This is a genomic window from Actinophytocola sp. (assembly GCF_050699935.1).
In the GTDB taxonomy this organism is placed as follows: domain Bacteria; phylum Actinomycetota; class Actinomycetes; order Mycobacteriales; family Pseudonocardiaceae; genus Actinophytocola.
Genome location: NZ_JBOHGB010000019.1, coordinates 27,034 through 39,997 on the forward strand (window position 1 = coordinate 27,034; position 12,964 = coordinate 39,997).

13 protein-coding genes and 1 pseudogene are annotated in these 12,964 nt (G+C 73.5%); 6 read left to right on the forward strand and 8 right to left on the reverse strand.

Annotated features, from left to right (window positions below; genetic code table 11):
- Nucleotides 1-22 precede the first annotated feature (22 nt).
- Entirely contained in the window at nt 23-1,069 is a 1,047-nt protein-coding gene (locus tag ACRDTB_RS09715; RefSeq protein ID WP_431429700.1) for a DUF2330 domain-containing protein, read from the forward strand.
- A gap of 62 nt (nt 1,070-1,131) precedes the next feature.
- Here the strand turns inward: ACRDTB_RS09715 and ACRDTB_RS09720 are convergent, their stop codons facing one another.
- Nucleotides 1,132-1,395: a WhiB family transcriptional regulator gene (locus tag ACRDTB_RS09720; RefSeq protein WP_431429701.1), complete on the reverse strand. Its 264-nt coding sequence runs from the start codon at nt 1,393-1,395 to the stop codon at nt 1,132-1,134.
- Nucleotides 1,396-1,654: 259 nt separating this feature from the next.
- Between ACRDTB_RS09720 and ACRDTB_RS09725 the strand changes: the two genes are divergently transcribed.
- Nucleotides 1,655-2,941 carry a DUF1800 domain-containing protein gene (locus ACRDTB_RS09725; RefSeq protein ID WP_431429702.1) on the forward strand — a complete coding sequence of 429 codons (1,287 nt, stop codon included), beginning with the start codon at nt 1,655-1,657 and terminating at the stop codon, nt 2,939-2,941.
- Nucleotides 2,938-4,197, forward strand: a complete 1,260-nt coding sequence (locus ACRDTB_RS09730; protein WP_431429703.1) for a DUF1501 domain-containing protein — start codon at nt 2,938-2,940, stop codon at nt 4,195-4,197. Before ACRDTB_RS09725 ends, ACRDTB_RS09730 begins: the two co-directional genes overlap by 4 nt.
- Before the next feature lie 395 nt (nt 4,198-4,592).
- Here ACRDTB_RS09730 and ACRDTB_RS09735 read toward each other — a convergent pair.
- Nucleotides 4,593-5,753 (reverse strand): annotated as a pseudogene (locus ACRDTB_RS09735) (sensor histidine kinase); the annotation flags it as partial.
- Complete coding sequence (locus ACRDTB_RS09740) at nt 5,750-6,406, reverse strand: response regulator transcription factor (protein WP_431429736.1); 657 nt, start codon at nt 6,404-6,406, stop codon at nt 5,750-5,752. The pseudogene ACRDTB_RS09735 and the gene ACRDTB_RS09740, both read right to left, overlap by 4 nt.
- Before the next feature lie 299 nt (nt 6,407-6,705).
- On the opposite strand from ACRDTB_RS09740, the gene ACRDTB_RS09745 reads away from it, so the two are divergent.
- The 3 genes from ACRDTB_RS09745 (at nt 6,706) to ACRDTB_RS09755 (ending at nt 9,214) form a co-directional block, all read left to right on the forward strand.
- Nucleotides 6,706-7,026 carry a hypothetical protein gene (locus ACRDTB_RS09745; protein ID WP_431429704.1) on the forward strand — a complete coding sequence of 107 codons (321 nt, stop codon included), beginning with the start codon at nt 6,706-6,708 and terminating at the stop codon, nt 7,024-7,026.
- Nucleotides 7,027-7,237: 211 nt separating this feature from the next.
- On the forward strand, nt 7,238-8,935 hold the full coding sequence (gene ilvD / locus ACRDTB_RS09750) for a dihydroxy-acid dehydratase (RefSeq protein ID WP_431429705.1): 1,698 nt from the start codon (nt 7,238-7,240) through the stop codon (nt 8,933-8,935).
- A gap of 123 nt (nt 8,936-9,058) precedes the next feature.
- Entirely contained in the window at nt 9,059-9,214 is a 156-nt protein-coding gene (locus tag ACRDTB_RS09755) for a hypothetical protein (RefSeq protein ID WP_431429706.1), read from the forward strand.
- A 51-nt stretch (nt 9,215-9,265) separates the two neighbouring features.
- On the opposite strand, the gene ACRDTB_RS09760 is transcribed toward ACRDTB_RS09755, so the two are convergent.
- Genes ACRDTB_RS09760 through ACRDTB_RS09780 form a run of 5 tightly spaced genes read right to left on the reverse strand, consistent with a single transcriptional unit; the run spans nt 9,266 to nt 12,929 of the window.
- On the reverse strand, nt 9,266-10,021 hold the full coding sequence (locus ACRDTB_RS09760; protein ID WP_431429737.1) for an SDR family NAD(P)-dependent oxidoreductase: 756 nt from the start codon (nt 10,019-10,021) through the stop codon (nt 9,266-9,268).
- Nucleotide 10,022: 1 nt separating this feature from the next.
- On the reverse strand, nt 10,023-10,598 hold the full coding sequence (locus ACRDTB_RS09765; RefSeq protein WP_431429707.1) for a cupin domain-containing protein: 576 nt from the start codon (nt 10,596-10,598) through the stop codon (nt 10,023-10,025).
- A gap of 14 nt (nt 10,599-10,612) precedes the next feature.
- Entirely contained in the window at nt 10,613-10,864 is a 252-nt protein-coding gene (locus ACRDTB_RS09770; protein WP_431429708.1) for a hypothetical protein, read from the reverse strand.
- Complete coding sequence (locus ACRDTB_RS09775) at nt 10,861-12,222, reverse strand: HAMP domain-containing sensor histidine kinase (RefSeq protein ID WP_431429709.1); 1,362 nt, start codon at nt 12,220-12,222, stop codon at nt 10,861-10,863. Before ACRDTB_RS09775 ends, ACRDTB_RS09770 begins: the two co-directional genes overlap by 4 nt.
- Complete coding sequence (locus ACRDTB_RS09780; protein ID WP_431429710.1) at nt 12,219-12,929, reverse strand: response regulator; 711 nt, start codon at nt 12,927-12,929, stop codon at nt 12,219-12,221. The genes ACRDTB_RS09775 and ACRDTB_RS09780 overlap by 4 nt, the downstream gene beginning before the upstream one ends.
- Nucleotides 12,930-12,964: the final 35 nt, after the last annotated feature.

Consider the following 12,964-nt stretch of genomic DNA (forward strand, 5'->3'; position numbering starts at 1 on the left):
CCGAGCGCCACGTCCCACGGCCGTGCGAAGGACATTAGCGAAGCTGCTCATCCTGCCGCTCGTTGCCCTCGGTGTACTCGGCCTGGGGCCCGGAGTGGCCGGAGCGTGCGCGTGTGGCGCGATCATCGCCGACGAGCGCCTGCGGGCCGTGCAGGAGACGGCCCTGGTGCGGTTCACCGGCGACACCGAGACCGTGACGCTCAACGTCGCGACGCGGACCGACGCGACCCGGGCGGCGTTCCTCATGCCCGTGCCCGCCCGCGCGCGCTTCGAGCTCGCCGACGCCGAGGTGTTCGCCGAGCTCGACCGGATCAGCCGGCCGCGCGTCGTGTACCGCGAGGTCGTCGTCGACGAGGACGGCTCCGACGGGGCCGCCGCGCCGGGTGGTGGTGAGCGGGTGACCGTGACCGACCATACGAAGGTCGGGCCGTTCGAGGTCGCCCAGCTCGCCGGCACGGACTCCGGCGCGGTGACCGACTGGCTGGCGGAACACGACTTCACGCTCCCGGACGACCTCGCCGGCGCGCTCACGCCCTACCTCGCCGAGGGCTGGCTCGTGGTCGCCGTCCGGCTCACCCCGGACACCAGCGGCGCGACCTTCGCCGACGGGCTGCCACCGATGCGGCTGACCTTCGGCACCGAGGAGCCGGTGTACCCGATGCGGCTGTCCGCCACCGCCGAGCACGCGCAGCCGCTGCGCCTCTACGTGCTCGCCGACCACCGGATGGACGCCGGCAACCCGGCCCGGGAGGGTGGCGAGCCGGAGCTGACCTACGCGAACTGGGTGCGCCCGGCCGACCTGTCCGGCCACCCGGTCCTCGCCGGGATGGTCGACGGGCCGACGTTCCTCACCCGCTACGACGCGACGTTCCAGCCGGAGGACATCACCGGCGACATCCGCCTGACGCGGGCCGTGGCGGACGAGCCGTACCGCGCCGTGGTCATCCAGAACCGTTACGTCACCGGCACTTCGCCGGCGACGATCGTGGCCTGGGTGGCCGTGGTAGCGGGTGGGCTCGTCCTGCTCCTGGCCGTGCTCCTGCACCGGTACCCGAGGCGTCGTCCATAGTGGACCGAACGGCCTGGAAGGACGCCTTCCAGACGCTGGGCGTCCGGAAGGCGTCCTTCCAGTCACGCGGCCTGGTGTGCCCGGCGCGTGCGGCGGGCGAGCTCGCGGCGCTCGCGTTCGGTGGTGCCGCCGAAGATGCCGTGGTCGAGCCCGTTGTCCAGGGCGAAGTTCAGGCACTGCGCCCGCACCGGGCAACGTGCGCAGACGGCCTTCGCCTGCTCCGCCTGCCGGGCTGCGGGGCCGACGTCGGAGATGGGGAAGAACAGTTCCGGGTCCTCGTCCCGGCAGGCGGCACGGTTCCGCCAGTCGGTGGTCGTCTTGTCCATGACGGTGCCGCCTCCAATCACGGCGCCGGGCCGCCCGCGCGCGGGCGTGCCCGTGGAAGTGAGTCGGTGGGTGGCGCCCCACTGCTGGAGCGCCGAGAGGGAATGCCGGTCGCACGGCCGATCGCCGGCACAGGGCATCGTAGGAGGTCAACGCCCCTTCGCGCGCCTGTATTCCGGGCGCCGGGCCTGCGGCTGAGGGTTTGCTGAAGAAGCACGCGGTTCGGTGGCCCTCGCGCGGGCCCGTCGACATGATCGGCACATGGTCGCACTCAACGAACGGAGCGCGGTGCGCCGGCTCTACGACCGGTTCGGCTTCGGTGCCCGGCCGGAAGAGCTGGACCAGCCGTTCGCGGTGGCGCTCGACCGGCTGCTCGCCGCCCCGCCGGATGGCGACGCGCCGGCGCCGCCCGACCTGCCGCCGCCACCGCGGCCCGAGAAGGACGACCAGGAGGCGAAGAAGCGCGCCAGCCGGGAGCGTGGCGAGCAGCAGAAGCAGCTCGCCGCGTGGTGGCTGGACCGGATGGTGGCCGTGGACGTCGCCACGACCGAGCGGCTGACCTGGTTCTGGCACGGCCACTTCGCCACCAGTTCGCAGAAGGTCAAGGTGGCGGCGCTGATGCTCGCCCAGAACGAGATGTTCCGCCGGCTCGGTCTGGGCAGCTTCACCGACCTCGCGCACGCGATGATCGTCGACCCGGCGATGATCATCTGGCTGGACGGCAACGACAACAAGGCAGGCGCGGCCAACGAGAACCTCGCGCGCGAGTTCATGGAGCTGTTCGCGCTCGGCGTCGGTCACTACAGCGAGGACGACGTGCGCGAGGCGGCCCGGGCGCTCACCGGCTGGACGGTCGACCGGGAGACTGGCGAGGTGAAGCTGGTGCCACGGAGGCACGACGACGAGCCCGCGGAGATCTTCGGCACCGAGGACTCCTACACCGCGACGTCGTTTGTGGACCTCGTGCTCGGCCGGGAGGAGTCGGCCCCGTTCGTGATCGGTCGGCTGTGGTACCGGCTGGTGTCGCCGACCCCGCCGGACGAGGCGGCCCGCGGCCGGCTCGTCGCCGCGTACGGCCGCGACCGCGACATCCGCGCGACGCTGCGCGCGATGGCCGAGGAGCCGGCGTTCCGCGATGAGGCCGCCAGCCTGGTCAAGCAGCCGGTGGAGTGGCTCGTCGGGCTCATGCGCGCGCTGGGCGTCCGGCCGTCCACGCTGGACGAGAAGGTCCAGGCGAAGGTCTACAAGGGACTCCACGGGCTCGGCCAGCAGCCGTTCCGGCCCCCGAGCGTCGGCGGCTGGCCGTCCGGCGCGTCCTGGCTGACCACCGCGGCCGGGCTCACCCGCCTGAAGGTCGCCCGGCTGGTCGTCGGGCAGGCGAACCTCGAGTCGTTGAGCAACGCGGACCGGGTGGAGGGCATGCGGGAGCTGCTCGCCGTCGACGCCTGGTCGGACCGCACCCGCGCGGCCCTCACGAAGGTCGCGGGAGACCGAGCGAAGGTGGCCGCCCTCGCGGCGTGCGCACCGGAATACGTGGTGAGTGGATGAACGACCACCTGAATCCCCTGACCCGCCGGCGTTTCCTGGCTTGGACCGGGGTCGCCGCGGCCGGTGCGCTGGCCGCGGGTGCGACCCAGGTCGACTGGGACAGCCTGATGTCCGCGGCCGCCGACGAGCCGCTGGACCCGCAGGCGGGCGTACTCGTCGTGCTCACGTTGTACGGCGGCAACGACGGCCTGAACACCGTCGTGCCCGCGGCCGACGACGCCTACCAGGACGCCCGCCCGGAGCTCGCCTACCAGCCCGACGAGGTGCTCGACCTCGGCGAGGGGCTCGGCCTCAACCCGGGCATGAAGGGCATGAAGGGCCTGTGGGACAGCAAGAAGCTCGCGATCGTGCGGGGCGTCGGCTACCCGAACCCCGACCACAGCCACTTCCGGTCGATGGGCATCTGGCAGACCGGCTCGCCGAAGAGCTCGGTGCGCAGCGGCTGGCTCGGCCGCTGGCTGGACGAGACCGACGGCAACCCGCTGCACGCGCTGGCCGTGGACCCGGTGCTGCCACCGCTGTTCGCGGGGGAGAAGACCGCGGCGGCGTCGTTGCCCGCGGGTGGCCTGAAGCTGCCGAAGGGGGACATGGCCGCCGCGTTCGCCGGACTCGGCGAGCCGGTGGCGGGGGAGGAGCGGTGGCGGGCGACCGCGGCGCGCTCGATCGCCGATCTGCACAGCGCGGCCCGCGTGCTGGGTGGGGCGGTGGCGGGGCCGGACGATCCGGGTGAGCAGGACGAGGAGCGGAACAAGGGTGCGTCGGCCGGTGGTGCCGGCGGGCTCGCCGCGCAGCTGGACGTGGTGGCGCGGCTGATCGAGGCGGGCGTGCCGACCCGGGCGTACTCGGTGTCGCTCGGGGGTTTCGACACCCACGCCGACGAGCGGGACACGCAGGAGCGGCTGCTCACGGAGCTGGACTCGGCGCTGACGCCGTTCGCCGAGCGGCTGGCGCGCGGCGAACGCGGGAAGCAGGCGGTGGTGCTGGTGTACTCGGAGTTCGGCCGCCGGGTGAAGGGCAACGGGAGTGACGGCACCGACCACGGCACGGCGGGCCCGGTGTTCGTCCTGGGCGAGCGGGTGGCGGGCGGCTTCTACGGCGAGCAGCCGAGCCTGACCGACCTGGACGACGACGACCTCAAGTCCACGACGGACTTCCGCGACGTGTACGCCGCGATGCTCGCCGACGTCCTCGGCACGGACCCGGCCAAGATCCTCGACAACCACGAGGGCCGCCTGACCGCCCTACTCCACACCTGAACCCGCGAGTCCGACGTTCCGGACCCGCGAGTCCGACGCTGGCGGGTCCCTGGACCGCGGCAAAAAGCTAGGAAGGACGCCTTCCGGACGCTCGATGACCGGATGGCGTCCTTCCTGGCCTAGGGGAGGGTGAGTTCGAAGGCCGCGCCCGGGAGGCCGTCGGTGCGGGGGACGCAGCGCAGGTCGCCGCCGTGGGCGCGGGCTATGCCGCGGGCGATCGCCAGGCCCAGGCCGGCGCCACCTCGGGTTCCCCCACTGCCTCGGGCGCCGACGCCGCGTTGCGTGGCCCATTCGGCCTCTTCCCGCGTGCCACCGACGCGTTGGGTGCGGGGGTCCTCGGGGCCCGGGGTGATGGGGTTGGTGGGGGCGTCGCGGTTGCGGGCCTCGTCCAGGCGGACGAGGCGGTCGAAGATCCGCTCGCGGTCCGCTTCCGGTACGCCCGGGCCGGAGTCGGTCACCAGCACCCGCGCCGGGCCCGCCCGACTCACCGACACCGTGAGCGTACCCGTGTCGCCCATCGCGCGGCGGGCGTTGTCGATCAGGTTCGCGAGCACCTGGGTGAGCCGGTGCGCGTCGCCCGTCACCCATACGCGCTCGCCCGTCAGCCCGGTCTCGATCCCCGGCGCGACCAACCGCAGCCGCTCCAGCTGCGCCGCGGCCAGCGCCCGCAACTCGACCGGGTCGAGGCGCAGCGTCAGGCCGGCGTCGATCCGCGCCATGTCCAGCAGGTCCTCGACGAGGTGGCCGGCGCGCTCGGACTCCCGCACCAGCAACACGTGCAGCCGGTCCCGCAGCGACTCGTCGGCGTCGGGCCCGAGATCCAGCACCGCCTCCGCCGCGGCGCGCACCCCGGCGATCGGCGTGCGCAGCTCGTGCGCGGCGTCGGCGACGAACCGGCGGGTGCGCTCCTCCGACGTCCGGGCCGTGCGCTCCGCACCCTCCAGCGCGTCCAGCATCTCGTCGAACGCGGTCGCCGTGCGGCCGAGCTCGGTGTCCGGGCGGGACGGTCGCAACCGTCCACCGCGCTGCCCGCCGGCGATCGAGCGCGCGAGCCCGGTCATCGCGTCCAAAGGTGACAGTGCCACCCGGATGCCGACGACCAGACCCAGCGCGGTCAGCGCCAGCGCGGCGACGCCCGCGATCACGAGCACCTGCTGGAGGGTCCGCTGCGCACCGGACAGCAGCCGCGTGTCCGCGCTGACCACGAGCCGGGCGCCGTCGATCCGCGACGGCCCGCTCAGCCGGGCCCGCGCCTGCCGCGCCTCGCCGCCGGCGGACACCGGCCGCGCACCGATGAGCTCGCCGGACGGCAGCCGCAGCGACACCCGCAGCCCCGGCGCGTCGACCCGCCGGACCAGCGCGTCCGGCGCGACGTTCTGCCTGGCCAGCTGCTTGGCGAGCTGCACCCGGCCGGCGAGCAGGGCGCCCAGGCTGCGCTCGCCCTGGGTGCTGAACACGGCGTTGACGGTCAGCCCGGCGGCCAGCAGTACGACCCCGAGCACCCCGAGCGCGGTGAGCGTGACCCGGCGGCGCAGCGACCCCGTGGGCGTGCTCATCCAGGCCCGTCCCGCAGCACGTACCCGCGGCCGCGCACGGTGTGCAGCAGCCGTGGCCCGTGCTCCTCCAGCTTGCGGCGCAGCGCGCTGACGTGCACCTCGACCAGGTTCGCGGCGTAGTCGTCGTAGCCCCACACCGCGGCGAGCAGAGCCACCTTGCCGACGACCCGGTCGCGGCGGCGGGCGAGGAAGACGAGCAGCCGCAGCTCGGTCGCGGTCAGCTCGACGGGCACGCCACCGCGGTGCACGACACCCGCCTCGGCGTCGATGACCAGGTCGCCGACCTCGATCACCGGTTGCCCGCGGCCGAGCCGGCGCAGCACGGCCTCCACCCGCGCGACCAGTTCGGCCAGCACGAACGGCTTGACCACGTAGTCGTCCGCGCCGCCGCCGAGCCCGCGCAGCCGGTCGTCGACCGCGTCGCGCGCGGTGAGCACCACGACGCCGACCGCCGACTGCCGGCGGATCGACTCCAGCAGCGTGAACCCGTCCCGGCCGGGCAGCATCACGTCCAGCACGACGAGGTCGGGCCGGAAGGTCGCCAGCTGCTGCTCGAGGTCCGTCCCGTCCGGCCGCGCCAGCACGGTGTACCCGGCCTCGGCGAGTGCCGACTCCACCGAGAGCCGGATGGCCTCGGAGTCCTCGACGATCATCACGCGCGCCGCGTCCACGCGATCATTCTCCCCGCAGCTCAACGGCCGGTTATCACTCGGGTGGGGTAAGGCGGGCCGCCGGAATTCTCTGAGTGAATTCAACGTGACCGGACCGGTATCGGCCCGCCGAAATGAATCCCGCTCATAATTTGTCCGGCGTCCTCACCTGGCGTAACCGGCGCCGCGAGCTGGACCTGCACTCGGCTACGTATCGTAGTGAAGCCGCCTGACCTGCGGCTTTGGTAACACGACTCGCAGCGGCCGCGATGAAATTTCCAACACCGTCAGGGGAGCGAGATATGTACACCTGGTCCCGGGTCGCGGCACGTCCGGTCCACCGAACCGCGATTATCCTTGCCGCACTGGGAATTCTGTTCCTGGCCGGCGCGCTCGCCGGATGGCGTGGCACGCCACCGGCCGTCGTCATCCCGGCAATGGCGGTCGTGCTCGGCATCGCATTGGTCGTCGGCGCGGTCGCCGCCGCGAGACGCGCTCTGCGGCGCGCGTCCGACCAGATCGACACGATCCTTCGCGAGGAGCTGGCACCGGTGGGCCCGGACGACCGGTCCCCGCTCGCTCGGGCGGACGCGTTCAGCCTGCCACCGGGACTGCGCCGCTGAGCACCACCCGGCCCGCGATCAGCGGCCGATAGCGACGACAGGCACCCGGAGGACTCCACGAACCGAGCGAGCCGCACCCGGCGCGGCGACCGGCGGCCACGCCGATCCGCGGGGGTGCGGCCCGGTCGTCGTTGCGGCGTGGGGCGCGCGCGGCGTTACCGTTGTCTCGCGCCCTCCGGCCGGACGCCCGGGGAGTCACTGAGGAGTCGCCATGGATCTCAAGCATCGTTCACGGTCTCTTGTGGAGGGTCCGGCCAGGGCCGGGGCGCGAGCTCAGCTCAAGGGCATGGGCTACGACGCCGACGCGCTCGCGAAGCCCTTCGTGGGTGTCGCGCACTGCTGGACCGAGACCATGCCGTGCAACTTCACCCACCGCACGCTCGCTGAGTCCATAAAGGACGGTGTACGGGCGGCCGGTGGCACGCCCATGGAGGTCAACACGATCGCGATCTCCGACGGCATCACCATGGGCACGCCCGGGATGCGGACCTCGCTGGTGTCCCGGGAGGTCATCGCCGACTCCATCGAGCTGGTCGCGCGCGGGCACTGCTTCGACGCGCTGGTCGCGATCGCGGGCTGCGACAAGACGATTCCCGCGGCGGTGATGGCGATGGCCCGGCTCGACGTGCCGAGTCTGCTGCTCTACAGCGGGTCGATCCGGCCCGGCTGCTGGCGCGACCGCGACGTGACCGTGCAGGAGGTGTACGAGGGCATCGGCGCGCACTCCGCGGGCCGGCTCACGGACGCCGAGCTGCGCGAGCTGGAGGAGGCCGCCTCACCCGGGTTCGGCGCGTGCGGCGGGCAGTTCACCGCGAACACGATGGCGATGGTGTTCGAGGTGATGGGCGTCAGCCCGCTCGGCTCGGCGATGGTCCCGGCCCAGGACGAGCGCAAGGGCGAGGTCGCGCACGCGGCCGGCCGGCTCGCGATGGACGTGCTGGCTAACGACGTCCGGCCGCACGACGTGATCACCCGCGCGTCGGTGCGCAACTCGATGGTCGCGGTGGCCGCGTCCGGCGGGTCCACCAACGCGGTGCTGCACCTGCTGGCCGTCGCCGCCGAGATGGGCGTGGACGTCACGATTGACGACCTGGACGAGATCAGCGCGAAGACCCCGCTGATCTGCGACCTGCGGCCGGGCGGCCGGTTCGTCGCCACCGACCTGTACGCGGCGGGCGGTGTGCCGCTGCTCGTGCGACGTCTGCTCGAGGGCGGGCTGCTCGATCCCGACGCGCTGACCGTCACCGGCGCCACCCTCGGCGAGGCGGCCCGGGACGCGCCGGAGACACCGGGCCAGGAGGTCGTCCGGCCGCTGGACCGGCCGCTGAAGCCGACCGGCGGGCTCGCGATCCTGCGCGGCAACCTCGCGCCGGACGGCTCGGTCGTGAAGCTGTCCGGTCACGAGCGGTTGTGGCACCGCGGCCCGGCGCGGGTGTTCGAGGGCGAGGAGGCGGCGATGGCCGCGGTCCTCGACGGGCGCGTGCGGGCCGGCGACGTGGTGGTGATCCGCGGCGAGGGACCGGCGGGCGGGCCGGGCATGCGCGAGATGCTCTCGGTGACCGGAGCGCTGCAGGGCACGGGCCTCGGACCCGAGGTCGCGCTGATCACCGACGGCCGGTTCAGCGGCGCCACCCACGGGTTCATGGCCGGCCACCTCGCACCGGAGGCGGCGCGTGGCGGTCCGATCGCCGCGGTGGCCGACGGCGACACGATCACCATCGACGTGGCGGCACGGCGCATCGACGTGGACCTGCCCGACGACGAGATCGCGGCGCGCGCGGCACGGTGGCACCGTGCGCCGAACCCGCACCGCACCGGGGTCCTCGCCAAGTACGAGGCTCAGGTGGGGAGCGCGAGCGCCGGGGCGACGACGAACCCGGCACTGCCCGGACGCGACGTCGGCGCGTAGGCGGACGCGGACCGGCCCCGCGTTTGGCGGTCGGAGCGGGGGGTACCTCCCTCGACGAGGATCCGGTATTCGCTCGACCGGGATCCGGTAGTCGCTCGTCGACTCTCTCCGAAGGAGTCCCCCGTGATTGTTCTCGGCGCGATATTACTCGTCATCGGCCTGGTCGCGAACATCTCAATCCTGTGGACGATCGGCATCGTGCTGGTCGTCGTGGGCGCGGTTCTCGCCCTCCTCGGCGGCACGGGTCGTCGGGTCTTCGGGCGGCCGCACTGGTACTGAGCCGGTTTCACCGCTCTGTCCACACGGGACGAAACCGTCTCGTGTGGACGATTACCAGCCGGGTCGCGCGGAGACTCCGCCGTCCACGGTGAGATCGTGGCCGGTGATCCAGGCGGCGAGCGGTGACGCGAGGAAGACGCACGCGTTGCCGACGTCGGCGGGATCGCCGAGGCGGCCCAGCGGAGCGGCCCGGTGCCAGCGGTCGATGCCCTCGGGCCAGTCGGTGGCGAGGCCCGGACGGTCGATCAGACCGGGGGACACCGTGTTGACGCGGATGCCGTGCGGGCCGTACTCGAGGGCCGCCGCCCGGGCGTGCATCACGAGGGCGGCCTTCGCCGAGCTGTAGTGGGCGTGCCCGAACGCGGGTCGCGCGGCCTCGATCGACGCGATGTGGGTGATGCTGCCGCCGGTCTCGCGCATGACCCGCGCCGCGGCCTGCGTGCAGGAGAACGCGCTCGTCAGGTTCGCCTCGAACATGGCGCGCCACGTGCCGGCCGACATGGACGCGAGCTCGGCGACCGGCTGGATGCCGGCGTTGTTGACGAGAGCGTCCAGCCGGCCGGACCACGCCGCGGCGTCCGCCACGAGACGCCGGCACGCCGCCTCGTCGGTGAGGTCGGCGGCCAGGGCGCGGGCCGTGCCACCGGAGGACCGAATGCGCTCGACGAGGGCGACGGCGCGAGCGCGGTCGCGGTGGTAGTGCACGGCGACGGAACTGCCGGCCGCGGCGAACCGCAGCGCGATGCCGCTCCCGATGGTGCCGCTCGCGCCGGTCACCAGGGTCACCGTGCCGGCCAGGTCGGGCAGCTCACCCATCGGCGAGCCCGTCGGTGAACTCGTCGCTGGACTCGTCGCTGGACTCGTCGGCGAACCGCCGCGCGGCGTCCGGCCGGCACAGCGCCCGGATGCGTCCGGCCACCTCCGGGTAGCGGGCACACAGCTCGTCGGCGTCGCCACTCTCGTAGTCGGCGGGCACGAAGCCGGGAGCCATCGTGGTGCCGCACAAGGTCCACCGGCCACCGGCCGCGACCCGCGCGCCCATCCAGGTGCCGGCCGGGACGGTGAGCTGGACGTGCTCGCCCGGCCCGGGACCCAGCGTCTCCACCCGGGCGCCGCCGTCCGGGTCGAGCAGCAGCAGCTCCAGGCGGTCGCCGCGGTAGAAGTGCCACACCTCGTCGATCGGCAGCCGGTGCATGGCCGAGAATAGGTCACCGTCGGCCGAGAACAGCGCGATGATCGCCGAGCCCGCCGGCCGGCCCTCCGCGTCGGGCGGGCCCGCCCACGTCCGCCGGAACAGGCCGCCCTCCACCGGAAGCGGCGTCAGTCCGTACCGCTCGGCGAGCGCGGTGACCTCTGTGACGTCCGTGAGCTCCTCGCCCGACACGACGGAGATCGTAGTCAGGGTTCGGGGGTGGTCGTGGGCACCGCGGGCGGCGTGACCGTGGACGACTGCGTGGACGACTGCGGAGAGTCGTCGGGCGGGGACGGGGCGGTCGCGGGCCCCGTCTCGACGCTCGGCGTGGCGGGGGTCTGGTGGATCGACGTGTCCTCGATCGGCAGCGGCTCGTCCTGGGTGCTCACCCCGCAGCTGACCGAACCGACGACGGCGAGCACGAGGCCGGCGACGGCCGCGGCCGCCCGGCGGGTCACTCGGCCACCTCCGGGAGCTCGACCACGAACCGCGCGCCGCCGCCGGGCCGTGCCTCGACCCATGCCTGGCCGTCGTGTCGGCGCACGTGCTGGCTGACGAGCGCCAGCCCGAGCCCCACGCCGCTGTCGGTTGCGTCGCGGTCCGCGGGCGAGCCGCGGGCGAAGCGCTCGAAGACGTGCTCGCGGGCCTCGGCGGGCACGCCCGGGCCGGCGTCGTCGACCTCGACGCGGGCCTGGCCGTCCCGGGTCAGAACGCCCAGGCGCACCAAGCCCTTGCCGTGCCGGGCCGCGTTGTCCAGCAGGTTCGTCAGCACCCGCTCGAGCCGAACGCGGTCGGCGAGCACCCACGGCGCGGCCTCGACGTCGAGCGCGCCGGCCGACACGGGCCCGTGCTGCCCGGCGGTGACGCGGACCAGCGCGGCGAGGTCGACGAGCTCGAAGGTGGACCGGTCGGTGTCCTGGTCGCCACGGGAGATCTCGAGCAGGTCGTCGACCATCCGCCGGAAGCGGCGCAGGTCGGTGTCGAGCAGGTCGACCGCCTGGCGGGTCCCCTCCGGCAGCTCGCCGCTGCGCCGCTGGAGGACCGACATCGCGTTCAGCATCGTGGTCAGCGGGGAGCGCAGCTCGTGGCTGACGTCACCGGCGAAGCGGGTGTCCCGGGCGACGCGCTGCTGCAGCCGCTCGGCGGTGTCGTTGAACGCGTCGGCGAACGGGATCAGGTCCGGGTCGCGGGTGGGCGGCAGCCGGACGCCGAGGTCGCCGCGGGCGGCCTCCGCCGCGGTGTCGGTGAGCTTGCGCAGCGGGCGCAGCGCGTACGTGGTGGCCCAGCGGCCGAGCAGCGCCCCGGCGAACCCGCTCGCCACGGTGCCGGCCAGCAGGATCCAGCTCAGGAACCGGAAGGTCCGGTCCAGCTCGCGCAGGGGCGAGACCTCGATGTAGGTGGCGGACGCCTCGTGCAGCGGCAGGCCGACCGCCAGGACGGGCGCCCCGTCCAGCGTCGTGCGCTGGTGTGCGGAGGTGCCGCGCTTGACCATGTCGAGGAACCCGGTGGGCAGGCGGTTGGGATCCACCAGGTTGCCGCCACTGATCCAGTCCCCGTCGTCGACGAGCAGCACGGCCGACTCGGCCTCCGCGCCGAGACCGGTGAGCAGCTCCTCCAGCCCGGTGCGGTCGCGGCGCAGCACGGCCTCGACGAGCCGGGCGTTGCCGCCGGCCTGGCTGATGGCGCTGCGCTCGCGCTGGTCGATCATGTAGCCGGTGGACAGGTACCAGGTCGCCAGCGCGAACGTTCCGGCGACTACGAGCGTCACCAGGCTGAACCACACCATCACCCTGGCGCGCAAGGGAATCCGGCTCACGGCCCGCCGTCCTCCACCTCGGCCCGGTAGCCGACGCCGCGGACGGTCACGATCACCGTCGGCTGCCCGGGGTCCGGCTCGATCTTGCGCCGCAGCCGTCTGATGTGGACGTCGAGCAGGCGGGTGTCGCCGAAGTAGCCGTAGTCCCAGACTCGTTCCAGCAGCTGCTCGCGGGTCACGACGGCGCCGCCCGCGGCCGCGAGCGTGCACAGCAGCCGGAACTCCGTCTTGGTCAGCGGGATCTCCTCGGCGTCCTTCCCGCTGCCGCGCAGCACCCGGCCCTCCGAGACCCGCACGATGAGCTCGCCCAGCTCGATCGTGTCGTCCTGGCCGGCGGGGCGGGTACGCCGCAGCAGGGCCTTGATCCGGGCGGCGAGCTCGCCGGCGTCCACGGGCTTGGTCACGTAGTCGTCGGCGCCCGCCTCCAGCCCGGCGATCACCTCGTGGGAGGCGGTGCGCGCGGTGACCATGATGATCGGCAGGTCGCTGCGCTCACGGATCCGCGAGCACACCTGCAGGCCGTCGATGCCGGGCAGCATCAGGTCGAGCAGCACCACGTCCGGGTCGGGCGCGTCCGTGGCGAGGTGGTCCAGTGCCTGCTCGCCGGTGGCGGCCTCGACGACCCGGTAGCCCTCGTCCGCGAGCGCCAGCCGCAGCGCCTCGCGGATGCGTGCGTCGTCCTCGACGAGCAGCAGGGTCGTGGTCATCGTGTCGTACTACCCATGGTCAGCGCCGATCGTAC

Bases quoted from the DNA above. Each gene is read 5' to 3' on its own strand.
- ACRDTB_RS09720 (WP_431429701.1), bottom strand. From the start codon at position 1,395: ATGGACAAGACGACCACCGACTGGCGGAACCGTGCCGCCTGCCGGGAC.
- ACRDTB_RS09745 (WP_431429704.1), top strand. From the start codon at position 6,706: ATGTACACCTGGTCCCGGGTCGCGGCACGTCCGGTCCACCGAACCGCG.
- ACRDTB_RS09780 (WP_431429710.1), bottom strand. From the start codon at position 12,929: ATGACCACGACCCTGCTGCTCGTCGAGGACGACGCACGCATCCGCGAG.
- ACRDTB_RS09725 (WP_431429702.1), top strand. From the start codon at position 1,655: ATGGTCGCACTCAACGAACGGAGCGCGGTGCGCCGGCTCTACGACCGG.
- ACRDTB_RS09730 (WP_431429703.1), top strand. From the start codon at position 2,938: ATGAACGACCACCTGAATCCCCTGACCCGCCGGCGTTTCCTGGCTTGG.
- ACRDTB_RS09740 (WP_431429736.1), bottom strand. From the start codon at position 6,406: ATGATCGTCGAGGACTCCGAGGCCATCCGGCTCTCGGTGGAGTCGGCA.
- ilvD (WP_431429705.1), top strand. From the start codon at position 7,238: ATGGATCTCAAGCATCGTTCACGGTCTCTTGTGGAGGGTCCGGCCAGG.